The organism is Pseudomonas sp. FG36 (assembly GCF_057809275.1).
This window is the reverse complement of sequence record NZ_JBMDJQ010000009.1, coordinates 123,112-138,567: the sequence shown is the minus strand read 5'-3', so window position 1 is coordinate 138,567 and position 15,456 is coordinate 123,112. Positions and strand designations below refer to the sequence as shown.

The 15,456-nt window shown below is 66.5% G+C and carries 19 protein-coding genes; 7 read left to right on the top strand and 12 right to left on the bottom strand.

Annotated features, from left to right (window positions below):
- Positions 1–27 precede the first annotated feature (27 nt).
- A complete protein-coding gene (locus ACODS9_RS09960; protein WP_489093834.1) occupies positions 28–2,196 on the top strand; it encodes a TonB-dependent siderophore receptor in 2,169 nt (722 codons plus the stop codon).
- 102 nt (positions 2,197–2,298) lie between these two features.
- Here ACODS9_RS09960 and ACODS9_RS09955 read toward each other — a convergent pair whose 3' ends face one another.
- Genes ACODS9_RS09955 through ACODS9_RS09935 form a run of 5 tightly spaced genes read right to left on the bottom strand, consistent with a single transcriptional unit; the run spans position 2,299 to position 6,737 of the window.
- Positions 2,299–3,054, bottom strand: a complete 756-nt coding sequence (locus ACODS9_RS09955; protein ID WP_046855064.1) for an ABC transporter permease — start codon at positions 3,052–3,054, stop codon at positions 2,299–2,301.
- A complete protein-coding gene (locus ACODS9_RS09950; protein ID WP_489093833.1) occupies positions 3,054–4,259 on the bottom strand; it encodes an ABC transporter substrate-binding protein in 1,206 nt (401 codons plus the stop codon). The genes ACODS9_RS09955 and ACODS9_RS09950 overlap by 1 nt, the downstream gene beginning before the upstream one ends.
- The gene (locus ACODS9_RS09945; RefSeq protein WP_046855062.1) at positions 4,246–5,067 is read right to left on the bottom strand and encodes an ABC transporter ATP-binding protein; all 822 of its coding nucleotides are present in this window, start codon (positions 5,065–5,067) and stop codon (positions 4,246–4,248) included. The genes ACODS9_RS09950 and ACODS9_RS09945 overlap by 14 nt, the downstream gene beginning before the upstream one ends.
- Positions 5,064–6,128 (bottom strand): acyl-CoA dehydrogenase family protein, encoded by a 1,065-nt coding sequence (locus ACODS9_RS09940; protein WP_489093832.1) that lies wholly within the window; start codon positions 6,126–6,128, stop codon positions 5,064–5,066. The genes ACODS9_RS09945 and ACODS9_RS09940 overlap by 4 nt, the downstream gene beginning before the upstream one ends.
- A gap of 48 nt (positions 6,129–6,176) precedes the next feature.
- Positions 6,177–6,737, bottom strand: coding sequence for a carboxymuconolactone decarboxylase family protein (locus ACODS9_RS09935; protein WP_046855060.1), 561 nt, complete (start codon positions 6,735–6,737; stop codon positions 6,177–6,179).
- A gap of 102 nt (positions 6,738–6,839) precedes the next feature.
- Here ACODS9_RS09935 and ACODS9_RS09930 point away from each other — a divergent pair, with 102 nt between their 5' ends.
- Positions 6,840–7,754 carry an AraC family transcriptional regulator gene (locus ACODS9_RS09930; RefSeq protein WP_489093831.1) on the top strand — a complete coding sequence of 305 codons (915 nt, stop codon included), beginning with the start codon at positions 6,840–6,842 and terminating at the stop codon, positions 7,752–7,754.
- Between the two features lie 7 nt (positions 7,755–7,761).
- Here ACODS9_RS09930 and ACODS9_RS09925 read toward each other — a convergent pair whose 3' ends face one another.
- The 4 genes from ACODS9_RS09925 to ACODS9_RS09910 all read right to left on the bottom strand — a co-directional run bounded on the left by ACODS9_RS09925 (position 7,762) and on the right by ACODS9_RS09910 (position 10,157).
- A complete protein-coding gene (locus tag ACODS9_RS09925) occupies positions 7,762–8,640 on the bottom strand; it encodes a DMT family transporter (protein ID WP_110700769.1) in 879 nt (292 codons plus the stop codon).
- Between the two features lie 176 nt (positions 8,641–8,816).
- On the bottom strand, positions 8,817–9,317 hold the full coding sequence (locus tag ACODS9_RS09920) for a GNAT family N-acetyltransferase (protein ID WP_489093830.1): 501 nt from the start codon (positions 9,315–9,317) through the stop codon (positions 8,817–8,819).
- Positions 9,318–9,434: 117 nt separating this feature from the next.
- The gene (locus ACODS9_RS09915) at positions 9,435–9,854 is read right to left on the bottom strand and encodes a RidA family protein (RefSeq protein ID WP_489093829.1); all 420 of its coding nucleotides are present in this window, start codon (positions 9,852–9,854) and stop codon (positions 9,435–9,437) included.
- A gap of 90 nt (positions 9,855–9,944) precedes the next feature.
- Positions 9,945–10,157: a PLDc N-terminal domain-containing protein gene (locus ACODS9_RS09910; protein ID WP_031315336.1), complete on the bottom strand. Its 213-nt coding sequence runs from the start codon at positions 10,155–10,157 to the stop codon at positions 9,945–9,947.
- 127 nt (positions 10,158–10,284) lie between these two features.
- Between ACODS9_RS09910 and ACODS9_RS09905 the strand changes: the two genes are divergently transcribed.
- Positions 10,285–11,034, top strand: coding sequence for an SIR2 family NAD-dependent protein deacylase (locus ACODS9_RS09905; protein WP_489093828.1), 750 nt, complete (start codon positions 10,285–10,287; stop codon positions 11,032–11,034).
- A gap of 18 nt (positions 11,035–11,052) precedes the next feature.
- Here the strand turns inward: ACODS9_RS09905 and ACODS9_RS09900 are convergent, their stop codons facing one another.
- Positions 11,053–11,520, bottom strand: coding sequence for an FAD/FMN-containing dehydrogenase (locus ACODS9_RS09900; RefSeq protein ID WP_489093827.1), 468 nt, complete (start codon positions 11,518–11,520; stop codon positions 11,053–11,055).
- Between the two features lie 61 nt (positions 11,521–11,581).
- The gene (locus ACODS9_RS09895; protein WP_489093826.1) at positions 11,582–12,196 is read right to left on the bottom strand and encodes a LysE family translocator; all 615 of its coding nucleotides are present in this window, start codon (positions 12,194–12,196) and stop codon (positions 11,582–11,584) included.
- A 112-nt stretch (positions 12,197–12,308) separates the two neighbouring features.
- Between ACODS9_RS09895 and ACODS9_RS09890 the strand changes: the two genes are divergently transcribed.
- On the top strand, positions 12,309–12,761 hold the full coding sequence (locus ACODS9_RS09890; protein ID WP_046855052.1) for an Lrp/AsnC family transcriptional regulator: 453 nt from the start codon (positions 12,309–12,311) through the stop codon (positions 12,759–12,761).
- 25 nt (positions 12,762–12,786) lie between these two features.
- Here the strand turns inward: ACODS9_RS09890 and ACODS9_RS09885 are convergent, their stop codons facing one another.
- Positions 12,787–13,137: a hypothetical protein gene (locus tag ACODS9_RS09885; protein WP_046855051.1), complete on the bottom strand. Its 351-nt coding sequence runs from the start codon at positions 13,135–13,137 to the stop codon at positions 12,787–12,789.
- Positions 13,138–13,364: 227 nt separating this feature from the next.
- Between ACODS9_RS09885 and ACODS9_RS09880 the strand changes: the two genes are divergently transcribed.
- The 3 genes from ACODS9_RS09880 to ACODS9_RS09870 all read left to right on the top strand — a co-directional run bounded on the left by ACODS9_RS09880 (position 13,365) and on the right by ACODS9_RS09870 (position 15,455).
- The gene (locus tag ACODS9_RS09880) at positions 13,365–13,544 is read left to right on the top strand and encodes a hypothetical protein (protein ID WP_046855050.1); all 180 of its coding nucleotides are present in this window, start codon (positions 13,365–13,367) and stop codon (positions 13,542–13,544) included.
- A 73-nt stretch (positions 13,545–13,617) separates the two neighbouring features.
- Positions 13,618–13,998 (top strand): glycine zipper domain-containing protein, encoded by a 381-nt coding sequence (locus ACODS9_RS09875; RefSeq protein ID WP_046855049.1) that lies wholly within the window; start codon positions 13,618–13,620, stop codon positions 13,996–13,998.
- A gap of 206 nt (positions 13,999–14,204) precedes the next feature.
- Positions 14,205–15,455, top strand: coding sequence for a 2-aminoadipate transaminase (locus ACODS9_RS09870; protein WP_489093825.1), 1,251 nt, complete (start codon positions 14,205–14,207; stop codon positions 15,453–15,455).
- The last annotated feature ends 1 nt before the right edge of the window (position 15,456 follow it).

Here is a 15,456-nt window from a genome sequence, read left to right as displayed (position 1 = left end):
GCACTAGTAATAAGGATAAAGCTCGGCATGTCATCGCTCCCCTCGCCCCACCGTTTCGCGCCCACCCGCAACCTGCTGGCCATGGCCATCTGCATGGCGACCCTCACCCCCGCGCTGGCAGCCGAACAGGCCCCCGCCGTGATCGAACTGGGCGCCACGGCCATCGACGACAGCAGCCTGGGCAGCACCACCGAGGGGTCGAAGTCGTACACCACCGGCGCCATGTCCACCGCCACCAAGCTGCCGCTGACCATGCGCGAAACGCCTCAGGCGGTGACGGTGATCACCCGCCAGCGCATGGACGACCAGAGCATGACCAGCATCAACGACGTCGCCAGGTACACCCCGGGCCTGTTCCTCAACCAGTCCAATGGCCCGGGGCGGCAGACCTACAAGGCCCGTGGCTTCGACGTCGACAACATCATGTACGACGGCATCCCCAGCGCCTACACCGGCTGGGTGGTCGGCGCCCAGCCGAACCTGGCGATGTTCGACCGGGTGGAAGTGGTGCGCGGCGCCACCGGCCTGGTCACCGGTTCCGGCACGCCCTCGGCGGCGATCAACCTGGTGCGCAAGCGCCCGCTGGCGGAGCAGAAAGTCACCCTCACCGGCGCCGCCGGCAGCTGGGACAACTACCGCGGCGAACTGGACGCCTCCAGCCCGCTCAACGACAGCGGCACCCTGCGCGGCCGCGTGGTGGCCTCGTACCAGGACGCCAACGGCTTCCGTGACGGCCAGCAGGAGGACCACGGGCTGTTCTACGCGATCACCGAGGCCGACCTGGGCGAAGACACCACCCTCACCCTCGGCCTCTCCCACCAGAAGGACAAGACCAACGTGTTCTGGGGCGCGATCCCCACCGCCCTCGACGGCCATCACCTGGACCTGCCACGCTCCTACAACCCGGCCAACGACTGGGAGGTCAAGGACCAGGAGATCAATACCCTGTTCGCCGAGGTGCGCCAGCGCCTGGCCAATGACTGGAAGCTGCAGGTCAACGCCACCTACAGCGAGCAGAACGCGCTGTTCCGCGGCTCCTACCAGTCGCGCTGGGACCTGGCCAAGCCGCTGAGCCGCACGGTCTACCAGTCGGCCCACGACGAGAACCAGCTGGGCCTGGACACCTTCGCCAGCGGCCCGTTCGAGGCGTTCGGGCGCACCCACGAGCTGGTGGTCGGCGCCAGCAAGCGCATCTACGACATGAGCGAGCGCAACTACAGCCCCTACGACATGGACTACCCCATCGACGGCGGCAAGCCCGACTTCCTGCACACCAGCAGCAGCCGCTACCTGATCAACCAGGAAGGCGTGTACACCACCACCCGCCTGAGCCTGGCCGACCCGCTCAAGCTGATCCTCGGCGGGCGCCTGGACTGGTACGACTACGACAAGCGCGGCAGCAACGATGGCGACTACAAGGTGACCCGCAACGTCACCCGCTATGCCGGCCTGATCTACGAGCTGGACGAACACCACTCGGTCTACGCCAGCTATACCGATATCTTCCAGCCACAGGACAGCCAGGACAGCAGCGGCACGCCGGTGCGGCCGATCGAAGGCAAGAACTACGAGGTAGGCATCAAGGGTGAATACTTCGATGGCGCGCTCAATGCCAGCCTTGCCGTGTTCCGCATCGACCAGGAAAACCGCGCGGTCGAGGTGGACGACAAGAGCGTCTGCCGAGCGGGCCAGTTCACCTGCTACGAAGCCTCCGGCGAGGTGCGCAGCCAGGGTATCGACTTCGAGGTGCAAGGCGCGCTGACCGAGCAATGGCAGATCGGTGCCGGCTACACCTACGCGCGTGTGCACACCACCAAGGACGCCAAGAACCCCGCCAACGTCAACAAGCCGCTGTCCTCCGACACCCCCGAGCACCAGCTCAAGCTGTTCACCACCTACCGCTTCCAGGGCCCGCTGGAAAAACTGCGCGTCGGTGGCGGCGTCACCTGGCAGAGCCGCATGTACAACGATTTCAGCGTGGCCGACGGCAGCCGCTACCGCCTCGAGCAAGGCGCCTATGCAGTGACCGACCTGATGGCCGGCTACGCGGTCAACCAGCACCTGGACCTGCAGCTCAATGCCAACAACGTGTTCGACAGGAAGTACTACTCGTCGATTTCCAGCTCGGTGAACTACGGGGGCGACACCTTTGGCGATCCGCGCAACCTGATGCTGACCGCCAAGTACAGCTTCTGACCTGCTCAGGCGCAGGGATGCGCCTGAAATCCTGGTTGAACGCGGATTCTGTGGGTGCTGCGTTACGCCGCCCCCACAAATCCAGGCCCGCGCTCTCCTTCTTCAGGCATGCACCCAGCGTCGATGCAGCGCCCGCGCCAAGGCATCGAGCATGAACCCCAGTGCGCCGATCAGCAGCACCATCGCCATCAGCTCCGAATAGGCCAGCCGGTCGCGGGTGTCGAGGATGAAATAGCCAAGCCCGGCACTCACCCCGAGCATTTCGCACGGCACCAACACGATCCACAGGATGCCGATGGCCAGGCGCACGCCGGTCAGCACATGGCCGATCACCCCGGGGATGATCACCTTGCACAACGTCTCCCAGCGCGTGGCGCTGAGGCTGCGGCTCAACTGCAGCCAGCGCGGGTCGAGCTGGCGCACCCCGGCGGCGGTGTTGAGCAGGATCGGCCACAGCGCGGCGAAGGCCAGCAGGAAGTAGATCGGCTGGTCGCCCACGCCCATCAGCATCACCACCACCGGCATCCACGACAGCGGCGAGATCATGCGCAGGAACTGGAACGCCGGCGTGGTCGCCGCCTCCAGGTGGCGATAGCTGCCCACCAGCAGGCCCAGCGGCACGCCGATCAGCAGCGCTAGCAGCAGGCCGACGAGGATGCGCTCGAGGCTCACCCAGATATGCCCATAGACCTCGCCCTGCCCCAGCAGCTCGATCAGGCTTTGCAACGTGGCCTGGGGCGCGAAGCGCGCCGACAGGCCATCGGCGGCGCCGAACAGGCGCACCCCCGCCCACCACAGCAACAGCAGCGCCGCCAGGCCTGCCAGGCCCAGGGCACCATGCACGAAATGCCTGCGCATCAGACCGCGAACTCCTCGCTACGCTGGAAGTTCTCGGCAATGCCGAACGCCGCCGGGCCACCCACCGCGGCAATGGCGTTGCGCACGAAGCGATCGTCCACCAGGTCGCGGGCGGTCTGGGCCGGGTCGAGGGCGGCAAGGAAATCGCTCTCGCCGACGATCAGGGTGTTCTTCAGGCGCTTGACCAGCTCCTCGGTGTAGCTGGGGAACGGGTAAGGCTGGAAGTCGATGCGCTTCTCGTCCCACTGCTGGTGCTGGATCGCGCCGCTGGCGATATAGCCGGCACGGTCCTCGACCGATGGCGCCAGCACCTTGGTCAGCACCGCCGGTTCGTGCGGGGTGTACTTGTTGGGGCCGGCCTTGGACAGCAAAGCCGCGGCCTCGGCGCGGTGCTCGCGGGTCCAGTGCTGGGCCTTGACGATGGCGTTGACCACCTTCTGCGACCACTCCGGGCGATTGTTCAGGTCATGCTCGTGCATGAACACCACGCAGCAGGCGTGGTTGCGCCAGACATCGCCGGTGAAGCGCTGCACGCGGCCGACCTTGAGGTTCTCGGCCAGGGCGTTGAACGGTTCGGCGACGATATACCCGGCGATGCGCTTGCTGGCCAGGGCCGGCGGCATGTCCGAAGGCGGCAGCACCAGCAGGTTGACTTCGTTGTCCGCCAACTGCGCGGTGGCGGGCTTGGACACAGGCTTCAGGCCGTTGTCGGTGAGTATCTGCTGCAGCACCACGTTGTGGATCGAGTACCAGAACGGAATGGCCACGGTCTTGCCGCCGAGCTGCTTCATGTCGGTGATGTCCGGGGCCACGGTCAGGCCCGAGCCGCCGACGTGGTTCCAGGCCACGACCTTGGCTGGCACCTTGCTGCCGTAGCGCGCCCACACGGTCATCGGCGACAGCAGGTGGATGACGTTGACCTGCCCGGAGATGAATGCCTCGATCACCTGGGCCCAACTGCGCAGCAGCACCGGGCGCTCGGCCTTGATGCCCTCGGCCTCGAACAGGCCGTTGTTGTGCGCCACCAGCAGTGGCGTGGCATCGGTGATCGGCAGGTAGCCGATGCGCACCGGCGCGTCCGGCTCGGCGGCGGCGCGGGCCTGCAGGCTCGACAGCAACGGCACGGCGCCGGCGGCGGTGAGCATGGCACTGAGCTTGAGAAAATCGCGACGGGACGTGGTGGAACAGCAGTCATCCATGCACATGGACAGCCTCCGAGGGCAAGGGGGATGGGGTGGGTTCGGCTGTGCGGCTTGCCCGCCGAAGGGTCTTGAGGATTTCGATACGCAGCGCGCCCAGCTCCTCGACCCGCTGCGCCCGCGGCTGCGGCAGGTCGATGTGCCACTGACCGAGGGTGCGCGCCGGGTGGTTGCCCAGTAGCAGCACGCGATCGGACAGCAGCAGGGCTTCGTCGATATCGTGGGTGATCAGCACGGCGGCGGTATTGTGGGTGGCAATCAGTTGCAGCAGCAGTTGCTGCATGTCGGCGCGGGTCACCTCGTCCAGCGCGCCGAAGGGTTCGTCCAGCAACAGCACCTCGGGCTGGCGCGCCAGGCAGCGGGCCAGCGCGGTACGCTGGGCCATACCGCCGGACAACTGCGCCGGGTACTGGCCACGGGCGTGGGCCAGGCCCACCGCGTCGATCGCGTGGTCGATGCGTGCGCGCCGCTCGGCCGCCGGCAGCTTGGGCTGGCGGGCGAAGTCGAGGCCGAAGGCGACGTTCTTCTCCAGGCTCAGCCAGGGCAGCAGGCTCGGGTCCTGGAACGCCACCGCCAGGCGCGGGTGCGGCCCCTGCAGCGGCTCGCCGCGCAGCTGCACGCTGCCGCCACGGGCCTGCTGCAGCCCGGCCAGCACGCGCAACAGGCTGGACTTGCCGACCCCGCTGGGACCAAGGATGGTCACCACCTCGCCCGGCGCCAGCGCCAGGTCGAACTGCTCCAGCACCGCCTGCCAGCCACCGTCGCGCGGGTAGCCCAGGCTGATGTCACGGGCTTCGAGCAGCACCTCGGTCATGCGCTGGCCGCCTGGCGTTGCAGTTCGGCGCGCAGCTGCACCAGGCTCGGGGTGACGATCGGCACGAACGCCGACTCGCGCCAACGCCGGGCGAAGCCTTCGCCATAGGCCGTCAGGTAGGCCTTGCCACCGCTGGCCTGAAGCTCCAGCTGCACGGCGTCGGCGGCACATTCGGCGAGGGTGATGCGCAACTTGAACAACGCGGCCGGTTGGTCCTGGAAGCGCCCGTCGAGCAACCCCTGCTTGAGCTCGCCGACGGTATTCTCCAGGCGTTCCTTGAGCACCTGACGGGCCTCTTCGAGGAACGAGCCACGGCCCTGCAGGTGCTCCTGCACTTCATCCAGCGCTCGCCGGGCCAGGCCCATGGCCATGCCGCACTGCAGCGCCAGGAACGCCGGGCGCACCTTGGGCAGGAATTCGCGGGCGTTGTCATGCAGCAGCCAGTCGCGGGCCAGTGGCACCTGGTGGAACGCCAGCGCCGCGGTGTTGCTCGACTGCAGGCCCATCAGTTGCAGATCGTCGGAGCGCTCCAGGCCCGGCGCGTTGGAGGGAATGGCAACCACGAACGGTGCACCGCCGGCGTCATCCTCGATGGCCGCCGCCACCACGAAACCGCGCTTGCGCAGGTTGGTCACCCAATGCAGCCGGCCTTCGAGGTTCCAGCCATCGGCCGCGAGGCGGCCACGCACCTGCAAGGCCTCGATGCCGGAGAGAAACTTCATGGCATTGGACAGGCCGGTGGCCCCGGCGAGTTCGCCCTTGAGCAGGTCGGGCATCAGCCGTTTGCACAGCTCCCGGTTGGGGCTTTGCAAAAGATATTCGATGAAGGCGCGCTGGCCCCAGCAGACGAAGGCCGCGGCCAGCGAACGGCTGGCGATGGCGGCGATGGCCTCGACCGCCTCGCTGACGTCGCCGCCCGTGCCACCCAGGGCCGGGTCGACGCCGATGCGCAGCAACTGCGACTCGGCGATCTGCGCCAGCACCAGGTGCGGATCGCACTGGCCCTGGTCAATGGCCTCGGCATTGGCATCCAGCCATTGTCCAAATGCATGGTCAAGCATGTCCCTAACTCCTTGTGAAACGCCGGGCGCGCCGGCATCAGGCCTCGGTCAGGCCGAAGGCTGCCAGCGGTATTTGCCAAGCTCGTCGTTGAGCGGCGTCTGGGCGAACACATTAGCAAAGTTGCACAGGGTTGCGAGGCTGACACCGAGAATCACTTCCAGGGCGTTGCCTTCGCTGAAACCGGCTTCACGGAAGGCCTGGTAGGTGGCGTCGCTGACGTTGCCGCGGGTGGCGATCACTTCACGGGCGAACGCGGCCAGGGTCTCGTAGCGGGCGTCGGGCAGCTCGCCGCGGGCACGCAGGGCATCGACCACTTCCTGGGGCAGCTTGGCCTTGTTCAGCGCCACGGCGGTGTGGCCGGCGACGCAGAAGTCGCAGCCGTGCTGGGTGGCGGCGATCAGCTGCACCACTTCGCGCTCGGCCAGGGTCAGCTCGGACTTGCCGTTGAGCGCCGAGACGGTGACGTAGGTTTCCAGTGCCGCTGGGGCGTTGGCCAGGATGCCCAGCAGGTTGGGGATGAAGCCGGAGTTCTTCTGCGCGTTCTCGAGGAACGGGCGGGCGGCTTCCGGAGCGGTCTGCAGGCTGTGTAGAGTAATGCGCGCGGACATGGAGTGGTCTCCTTTGATGTAGGTCGCTACAGTCTGTTGGTTATAAGAAGTAGCATCCATATTCATCAGTCGCCTTTCCTTGCTCCAGAGTCCTTGCATTAGATGATTTCTTCCAGCCCCCTCGTCGATTGGTTATTAGAGAGCCTGGAGCTCGATGCCAGCCTGTTCCATGTGGGCCGCTATTGCGGCGGCTGGCATGCCAGCACCCAGGGCCTCGGCCGGGCCAGTTTCCACCTGGTGGTGCAGGGCCATTGCTGGCTGCACATCGACGGCCAGGCGCAGCCGCTGCGCCTGGAGAGCGGCGATGCGGTGTTCCTGTTGCGTGACCTGGCCTATCGATTGTCCGGCGACGAGGATACCGCCGACGCCTGTGCCCAGCCGCGCCGGAGCATGCAGGCGCTGGACCTGGAAGCCGGGGACGGCGTCGGGCTGGTGTGCGGTTTCTTCCACTTCCAGTCGGGGTTGTCGTCGCTGATCGTCGATGGGCTGGCGGACTGGATCCTGCTGCGCGCCAGCGACCCCGCCGGCAGCGCGGCGCGGGCGCTGTTCGAGTTGATCCTCGAGGAATGCCGGCGCCCGCAGCCGTCCCAGGCGCTGCTCGAACGCCTGACCCACCTGTTGTTCCTCTATGTGCTGCGCCAGCAGGCACACGACGGCCAGGCGCTGGGCGGGCTGGTCGCCCTCGCCCGCCAGCCGGCCTTCGCCGGGTTGCTGGAGCGCTTGATCGAGGCACCAGGCCAGGCCTGGACGCTGGAGGCCATGGCGGCCTGCACGGGGCTGTCGCGCTCGGCGTTCTTCAAGCGCTTCAACGAATTGGCCGGGCAATCCCCCGGGCAGGTGCTGCTGGCCCTGCGCATGCGTCATGCCTGCCAGTTGCTCAAGGCCGGCAATACCGTCGAGCAGGTAGGCGCGCAGGCCGGGTATCAGTCGGTGGCGGCATTCACCCGGGCCTTCGCCAAGGCCGTCGGGGTGCAGCCGGGGGCGTACCGCAAGCAGCACGAAGGACGCGCGGGATAAGGGCCGTTCAACGTCGCCGCTGCATCCAGGCAGCCCCAAGCCCGCTGAGGCAGATCACCGCGATACCGACCAGGCTGGTACTGTCCGGCACCTGGGCGAATACCACCAACCCCAGCAACCCGGCGAACACGATCTGGCAATAGCTGAACGGCGCCAGCAACGCCGGCGCGGCATGGCGGAACGCCTGGGTCAGCAGCAGGTGCGCGGTCATCCCGCAGCCGCCCAGCGCCAGCATCAGCGGTACATGCGGCCACTGCGGCGTCTGCCAGAAGAACGGCACCAGCGCCGTCATGATCAGGGTGTTGCACACGCCCGCGTAGAAGTTGCTGGTGGTCGGGCTGTCATGGGCCGCTAGCTTGCGCGTCAGCAACTGATAGAAGCAAAAACCCAGGGCCGAACCGAAGGGAAACAGGATTGCCGGGGTAAACATCGCGCCGCCCGGGTGCACCACCACCAGCACCCCGACGAAGCCCATGACCACCGCCAGCCACTGTCCCGGGGTCACCCGCTCCTTGAGCAGCGGCACCGACAATGCGGTGACCAGCACCGGGGCGAGAAAGTTGACCGAGGTCGCCTCCGCCAGCGGCAGATACTGCAGCCCGGCGGTGAACAACAGGCTGGTGCTGAGCAGGCTCAGCGCACGCAGGGTCTGCAGCAATGGCCGGCGGGTGCGCAGTACCGCCAGCCCAGCCTTGGGCAGGAAGATCCCGGCCATCAGCAAGGTGTGCACCAGGTAACGGACCCACACCACCATGATGACCGGGTAGATCCCGCCGAGGAATTTCGACAAGCCGTCGTGGCTGGCGAACAGGAACGTGGCCACCACCACCAGGGCGATACCGCGCAGCGGCTGATTGACTCCGGACAACGGTGTACTGGAACTCATGGGGCTCTCGGGCGATTGCCCCGGCATGGCGCCCGGGCATGGGCGGATTCTAGAAGAGAAGCCAGAGGGTGGACAAAGCATTGTGGTCCAATCAGTACATTCTGTTCGCTGATCGGCCACTTTCCCACATCCCCTCGCTGCCAGCGAGGGCGCAAACCATGCTGGAGCTCGACCCTTCAGTGCAATCGCTGGGTCACCAGGAAGTTGCGCAACGACGGCTCGTCATCCAGGGCAATCTCCCGCACCGGCCGTGGCAGGTCGGCCAGTACCGCCTGAAAGAACGCCAGGGCCGGGGCATCCTCGCCGTAGCACCGCACCAACCAGTCGCCTTGACCCTCGCACAGCGTGCGCCGCGCTACCGCCAGGCCCACGCCCTGGCGGCGATATTTCTTGAGCACGAACAGGTCGGCCAGCTCCCAGGCGTCGATGCCGGGCAGTTCACTGCGCTCGATAAGCAGGAAGCCGGCGATGAAACCGTCCACCAGTATCAGGCTGGCGCTCCAGCCCGGGGTTTGCCAGTAGCGGGTGAAGTGCGGCTCGTGGAGGTAGAAGCGCCCATCCGCCTCGACATCTTCCTGCTCCCAGTCAGAGGACTCGTAGGCGTAGAACTGGTAGAGGTTGCGCACCAGGTCGGCATGCTCGGGGCCGGTCTGGAGCAGTTCGACAGGGAGGGTCATGGAACAGGCTCGATGAATGCGGGAGCGCGAGTCTACCTGGGCGCTCAGGCGTTTGCAGCGGGGCGGCGGCGCATCCATCGTCGCGGCTGGTCGCCACGCCGATGGATGCGAGCTTGGTCACGCCTGCGGCAGGGCCGCCACGGCGTCCACTTCCACCAGCATGCCGTCCAGCGCCAGGCGCGGCACCGGGATCAAGGTGCAGGTCGGGGTCATCCGGCCGCCCCAGGCACGCTCGGCCTCGGCCACCCACTGGTGCAGCCTTGCCTCGGAATGGTCAACCACCAGCAGGGTGAGCTTGCACACGTGCTCCAGCGTTGCCCCACGGGAAGCCAAGGCGATCTTCAGGTTCACCAGGGCCTGGCGCGCCTGCTCGTCGAAACGTGCCGACAACTTGCCCTGCAGGTCCTCGCCGCCCTGGCCGGCGATATACAGCAGGCGGCTGCCGGCGCGTACCTCGGCGACGTGGGAATAGGCATTGCCACTGGGGTCGTAGAGGCCTTCGGGGTTGCTCAGGGCAAAGGCGGCTGGCTGGGTCATGGTATCGCTCCATCGATGGAAAGAGCGGCCGAGTATCAAACCTCAGGTTAAGTCGAGGTCAAGCCCCGCCTGCCACACCTTGATCGGCGCTTATTTTTCCTGCAACACCGCCCTGCCCTTCACCGCGCGCGGCCCACGCCAGGCCCAGAACAACAGGCCCGGGAACGGTGCATAGACGACGAAAACCACCCATAGCATCTTGCGCTCGGCGCGCCGATCACTGCCGATGATGTGCCAGATGGCCCAGATTTCCAGGAGGATGACGACGAGCGCGACAACGAACCAGATTGTTCCGATTTCCATGAGTCTTCTCCTATTGGCTGTACTGGCTTGGGTTGTCGCGCGCGCCGAGGGTTCACTCGGATCTTGTCCGGCCCGCGGCCCACTGGCACAGTGACCGGCCGCCCTGCACCGCACCATGGGAGCCCTCATGCCATTCGATCCGACGCTGCTTGCCCAGGCCCGCCACGTGGTGGTGTTCACCGGTGCCGGAGTGTCCGCGGAAAGTGGCATCGCCACGTTTCGCGACAAGCTGACCGGCCTGTGGGCACGCTTCGATCCGGCGCAGCTGGCCAGCGCCGAGGGCTTTCGCGCCGACCCGGCGCTGGTCTGGGGCTGGTACCAGATGCGCCGCGCCGGGATCGCCAAGGCCGAACCCAACGCAGGCCACCTGGCCATCGCCGCGCTGGCCGCGCAGGTGCCGCAGCTGACCCTGATAACGCAGAACGTCGACGACCTGCACGAACGCGCCGGCAGCCGTGCCGTGCTGCACCTGCATGGCCGGCTGGATGCCTTTCGCTGCCTGGACTGCGCGCGCCCGGCGGATGAGCCCGTGGCACTGCCCGAGGAGGCCGCTCAGGGCTGCCGTATGGAACCACCGCGCTGCGCTTGCTGCGCCGGGCCGCTGCGCCCCGGTGTGGTGTGGTTTGGCGAGATGTTGCCCGAGGCGGTGCTGGAGCAGGCATTCGCCGCCGCGCGGCAGTGCGATGTACTGCTGTCGGTAGGCACCTCAGGCCTGGTACAGCCGGCGGCCTCGATACCTCGCATGGCACTGGCGGCGGGGGCGACGGTGGTGCATGTCAATCCGCAGCCTGTGCCCTGCGAGCATCCGCGGGCGTTCATGTTGCCCGGCAAGGCGGGTGAGGTGCTGCCGCAACTGCTGCGTCAGGCCTTCGCCTGAGCTACCGGGCAGACCGGTTCAGCGGCCAGCCTGGTCCAACGCAGCCTTCAAGGCATCGGCATCGGCGTAGCTGTTGCGCGCTGCCACCACGCCGTTATCCAGCGCCAGCCACAGCACCTTGCCTTCGTCCCCGGCATAGCGGCTGGCGACCCGGCCGTCGCGGTCGAGCAGTACCCGGTAGCTGTAGTCGCGCATGGCCGGGATGGCGAACAGCTTGCTGATCAGCGCCGGCATGCGCTGGATATCCGCGACGAACACGGCATGGCGCGCCTCCAGGTAGCCTTTGGGCTGTTCGGCCAGGGCCGCCTTGACCAGCTTGGCACCGTCCATGTCGCGGGCGACCAGCAGGACCTGGGTGTCGGCCCCCAGGCTGTATGGCTGGTCGTACTGGTCGAGCAACGTCCAGGGCGCGAGGGTTTCGCCAGGTTGCGCGGCGTGGGCCACGAGCGCCAGCAGGCTGAGCAGAAGTGCGGCGGCGTATTTCATGAGGGTCCGGTCCGAATCGTGAGGGCCGTCAGCATAGCCCAACCCGCCGTGCTTGACAGGCTCAACGCAACTGCCCGGCAATCAGCCCCACGGCAATCAGGATCATCACCCCACCAGACAACCGACCCACGGCCTGCGCCGCGGTAGGTCGGGTGCGCAGCACGGCCTTGGCGCCGTAGCCGACCATCAGGTAGATCACCAGCGAACTGCCCAGGTGCACCAACCCCAGCAGCAGGATTTGCAGCGGCAACGGCCAGCTCGACTGCGGGTCGGTGAACTGCGGCAGCAAGGCCAGGAACAGCAGGAATACCTTGGGGTTGAGCCCACTGACGCACAGGCCCTTGAATGCCCAGCGCGACCCCGAGTCCTGCCCGCCACCCGCGCCGGCCTCGGGCACCGCCGGGCTCAGCAGCAGGTTGCCGCCCAGCCACAACAGGTACACGCACCCTGCCAGGGTCAGCAAGGTCAACGCCAGCGGGTGACCGGCGATCAGGCTGCCGACCCCGGCAGCGACCACCAGGGTGACGAGCAGATGCCCGGACAACATGCCCGCCACCGCCGGCACCACCCAACGCCCGCGCATGCCGGCCGAGATGGCGTAGGCCCAGTCGGCACCGGGGGTGATCACGAACAGCAGGGAAACGGCCCAGAACGCCGTCAGTACACTCATGGCCATTTCGAGCCTTCCTTTCACACAGGTTTCGGTGAAAGAAAGACTACGGATATCGCCCAGGGATTTTCTTTCGTATATTCCCCGGAACAAGCCGAACAATGGAAGAATCTTCCCCATGGATCGAACCGATCGCAAGATCCTTGCCGAGCTGCAAAAAGACGGGCGCCTGTCGGTGACCGAACTGGCCGAGCGCGTGGGCTTGAGCCTGTCGCCCTGCCACCGGCGCCTCAAGGCGCTGGAGGACACAGGTGCCATTCTCGGTTATCACGCCCGCCTGGCCCCGGCGGCCCTAGGCTTGAATTTCGCCGCGCTGGTATTCGTGACCCTGCGCGAGGTGACCCGCCAGCCGGTGGCGGACTTCGAGGCGGCGCTGGCGGAGATCCCGCAGATCGTCGAGGCCCAGCGCCTGTTCGGCGACCCCGACTACCTGCTGCACGTGGTGGCCAGGGACCTGCCGGCCTTCCAGAAGCTGTATGACGAGCAACTGACCAGCATTCCCAATGTGAAGCGCCTGAGTTCGACGCTGGTGATGAAGGAAGTGATTCAGGACCGGCTGCTGCCGATGTGACCCTGCAGCGCTGGCCGAGTACGGCCTACAGGCAGGTGGCGGCTGCCGCGCGCCGGCGCAGGGCCATGCCGTCGTTCTTCTGCGCGTAGTAGTCCACCCGCGTGCCGCCGGCCTGGGCATAGACGTCGACGAACGACTCGGCTTCGCGGGTATAAACCGTGAATCCGCCCTGCTTGCGGGCCTCCAGATAGCCGCTGGCGTCAACCCCGAAGGTGTTCTCTTCCTGCCAGCTGAACTGGATGCACTGGGCCACCAGATCCGGTGTCTTGTGCGAATCCAGCTGCGCGGTGGGTGCGCCGCCGCGCGCCGCTTCCATGGTCGACGATGCACAGCCCGCCAGCAGCAGCGCCACGGTGATCGGCAGAATTGCTCGCATGTTCCATCCTCGGGACAAAAAAAAGAAGGTGACTCTAGCATTGCCGGGGCACGAGTGTGGTGTTTCACAAATAACGACCATAACTCGCGGCGCTTTTTGCGCTCACGCGGCGTTGTCGCCGTTCATCGCCGCCGCAATAAAATCTTGCGCGACAAAGAACCAAATTGATCGCCTCGTGTCTCAGGAGGTACCGCGTAAACCCTTGCGGATCAAGGACCTATAACGTGATGAAACGCCTTGCAAGCCTTTCCATGGTCGCCACCCTGCTGCTGCTCGGCGGCTGCTACAGCAACCATTACCACGATGATGACGATGGCTGGCGCGACCGTGACCGCGGCCACCGTCACCACCATCGCCATGACCGCGACGATGACGACCGCCAGTACCGTGACCGTTACTACCGCTGAAGCGTCCTTGCAACCCTGACTCGCCGCGAGCATGCGGCAATCTACCCCTGATGACTCCCCTGAGGTTCATAACATGCGTCTGACTCTGCCTTCCCTCGCCCTCGGCCTGCTGCTCTGCCAGGGCGCTTTCGCCGGTGACGGCACCGCGGCCATCGGCGGCGGCCTGGGTGGCGCCCTCGGCAACGTCGTGGGCAAACAGATCGGCGGCAGCACCGGTGCGGCCATCGGCGCCGGCCTCGGTGGCGCGGCCGGCAGCGCGGTGGGCGCGCGCAAGGGCAACCGTACCGAAGCGGCCATCGGCGGCGGCCTGGGCTCGGCGGGCGGTTCGCTGATCGGCGGCAAGCTCGGCGGCTCCAACGGTTCGACCATCGGTGCCGGCCTGGGCGGCGCGGCCGGTGGCGCCATCGGCAACCACATGGGCGACAACAACCGCAAGCACAAGCGTCGCCACTGATCCAAACGGTCGAAGGCTCGAAGCGAAACAACAAAAGGCGGCTGCCCCTAAGGGACAGCCGCCTTTTGTTTTGGCGCGATTTCAGCGCTAGGCAACGCTCTGCAGAAATTCATGAATCAAAGGAATGACGGCAATCCAATAAATCGTTTGCGGATACCCCCTGCACACTTCGATATTCACGCCATCGAATCACAGGCGCCGCGCACATGAATCAGCCAAACATCAGCCAGTCCATTGCCATCGTTCACCCGATCACGCTTTCCCATGGTCGCAATGCCGAAGTCTGGGATATCACCGGCAAGCGCTACATCGACTTCGTCGGCGGCATCGGCGTGCTCAACCTGGGCCACTGCAATCCGGCGGTAGTCGAAGCGATCCAGCAGCAGGCCACGCGCCTGACCCACTACGCCTTCAACGCAGCGCCCCACGGCCCCTACCTGGAGCTCATGGAGCGCCTGCGTGAATTCGTCCCGGTCAGCTACCCGTTGGCCGGCATGCTCACCAACAGCGGCGCGGAAGCGGCGGAAAACGCGCTGAAGGTCGCCCGCGGCGCCACTGGCAAGCGCGCCGTCGTCGCCTTCGACGGCGGCTTCCATGGCCGCACCCTGGCCACCCTCAACCTCAATGGCAAGGTAGCCCCGTACAAGCAACGTGTGGGCGAACTGCCAGGCCCGGTCTATCACCTGCCCTACCCCAGCCCGGACACCGGAGTGAGCTGCGAACAGGCGCTCAAGGCCATGGAACGCCTGTTCAGCGTGGAGTTGGCGGTGGAGGACGTGGCGGCGTTCATCTTCGAGCCGGTGCAGGGTGAAGGGGGTTTCCTCGCCCTTGATCCAAGCTTCGCTCAGGCCTTGCGCCGCTTCTGCGACAGCCACGGGATACTGATCATCGTCGACGAGATCCAGTCCGGTTTCGGCCGCACCGGGCAGCGTTTCGCCTTCCCCCGACTGGGTATCGAGCCGGACCTGCTGCTGCTGGCCAAGAGCATCGCCGGTGGCATGCCCCTGGGCGCGGTGGTCGGCCGCCGGGAGATCATGGACTCGCTGCCCAAGGGCGGCCTGGGCGGCACCTACTCGGGCAATCCGATCGCCTGTGCGGCGGCCTTGGCGAGCCTTGCGCAGATGACCGACGACAACCTCGCCACCTGGGGCGAACGCCAGGAACAGGCCATCGTCGCACGCCATGCGCGCTGGAAAGCTGCAGGATTGTGCAGCTCGCTCGGCCGCCTGACCGGGGTCGGCGCCATGCGCGGGCTGGAGTTTGTCAACGGCGATGGCAGCCCGGCACCGGCGCAACTGGCCAAGGTGCTGGAAACGGCGCGTGCCAAGGGGTTGCTGCTGATGCCCAGTGGCAAGGCGCGACATATCATCCGCCTGCTGGCGCCACTGACCATCGAGGCCAAGGTGCTCGAGGAAGGGCTGGATATCCTCGAGCAGTGCCTGGCTGAACTGGGGTAAG